This window comes from Staphylococcus sp. EG-SA-2 (assembly GCF_017152085.1).
Genome location: NZ_JACYHC010000744.1, coordinates 1 through 1,557 on the forward strand (window position 1 = coordinate 1; position 1,557 = coordinate 1,557).

1 protein-coding gene and 1 pseudogene are annotated in these 1,557 nt (G+C 31.5%); both read left to right on the top strand.

All coding sequences use genetic code 11. From position 1 onward, the window contains the following. A pseudogene (leuD, locus tag IDG60_RS13560) lies at window positions 1-153 on the top strand (3-isopropylmalate dehydratase small subunit); the annotation flags it as partial. Window positions 154-167: 14 nt separating this feature from the next. After that, window positions 168-1,436, top strand: a complete 1,269-nt coding sequence (ilvA, locus tag IDG60_RS13565; protein ID WP_000216855.1) for a threonine ammonia-lyase IlvA — start codon at window positions 168-170, stop codon at window positions 1,434-1,436. Window positions 1,437-1,557 lie beyond the last annotated feature (121 nt).

The following is a 1,557-nucleotide window of genomic DNA, read 5'->3' on the forward strand; positions in this document are numbered from 1 at the left end:
GATTTACCAAATCAAACTGTGTCATCACCAGACAAGCGTTTCCATTTTGAAATTGATGAAACTTGGAAAAATAAACTTGTAAATGGCTTAGATGACATTGCAATCACCCTACAATATGAATCATTAATAGAAAAATATGAAAAATCACTTTAAGGGAGTTGAATATTATGACAGTCAAAACAACAGTTTCTACGAAAGATATCGATGAAGCATTTTTAAGACTTAAAGATATTGTCAAAGAAACACCTTTACAATTAGACCATTACTTATCTCAAAAGTATGATTGTAAAGTTTATTTAAAACGAGAAGATTTACAATGGGTACGTTCTTTTAAATTAAGAGGTGCTTACAACGCTATTTCTGTTTTATCAGATGAAGCTAAAAGTAAAGGTATTACATGTGCGAGTGCAGGTAATCATGCTCAAGGTGTTGCCTATACAGCTAAAAAACTTAATTTAAACGCTGTTATCTTTATGCCAGTCACTACACCTTTACAAAAGGTAAATCAAGTAAAGTTCTTTGGAAATAGTAACGTTGAAGTTGTACTCACTGGTGATACATTTGATCACTGTTTAGCTGAAGCTTTAACTTATACAAGTGAACATCAAATGAACTTTATAGATCCATTCAATAATGTTCATACAATTTCTGGACAAGGTACGCTTGCTAAAGAAATGCTAGAACAATCAAAGACTGACAATGTTAACTTTGATTATTTATTTGCCGCTATTGGTGGTGGTGGATTAATTTCAGGTATTAGTACTTACTTTAAAACCTATTCACCTACTACGAAAATTATAGGTGTTGAACCTTCAGGTGCAAGTAGTATGTATGAATCTGTTGTCGTAAATAATCAGGTAGTCACATTGCCTAATATCGATAAATTTGTGGACGGTGCATCTGTAGCTAGAGTTGGCGATATTACATTTGAAATTGCAAAAGAAAATGTAGATGATTACGTTCAAGTAGATGAAGGTGCAGTTTGTTCTACGATTTTAGACATGTATTCAAAACAAGCAATTGTAGCAGAACCTGCTGGCGCATTAAGTGTGAGTGCTCTTGAAAACTACAAAGACCACATTAAGGGTAAAACTGTTGTTTGTGTCATTAGTGGTGGTAATAATGATATTAATCGTATGAAGGAAATTGAAGAACGTTCTTTATTATATGAAGAAATGAAACATTATTTTATTTTAAACTTCCCTCAACGCCCTGGTGCATTAAGAGAATTTGTAAATGATGTTTTAGGCCCACAAGACGATATTACAAAATTTGAATACTTAAAAAAATCTTCTCAAAATACAGGTACTGTCATTATTGGTATTCAACTTAAAGATCATGATGATTTAATACAACTCAAACAACGTGTAAATCATTTCGATCCTTCCAATATTTATATTAATGAAAATAAGATGTTATATTCATTGTTAATTTAACACATAGTAAGAAAAACAGTCATAAATTGATTTCTAATTGAAATCATCTTATGACTGCTTTTTATTATACTTTACATTTCTCGTTTCGTCAGATTCAAACGTTTTCACTTCGCCAAGCCAT

Coding starts and splice junctions, on each gene's coding strand:
- ilvA (WP_000216855.1), top strand. CDS start 168: ATGACAGTCAAAACAACAGTTTCTACGAAAGATATCGATGAAGCATTT.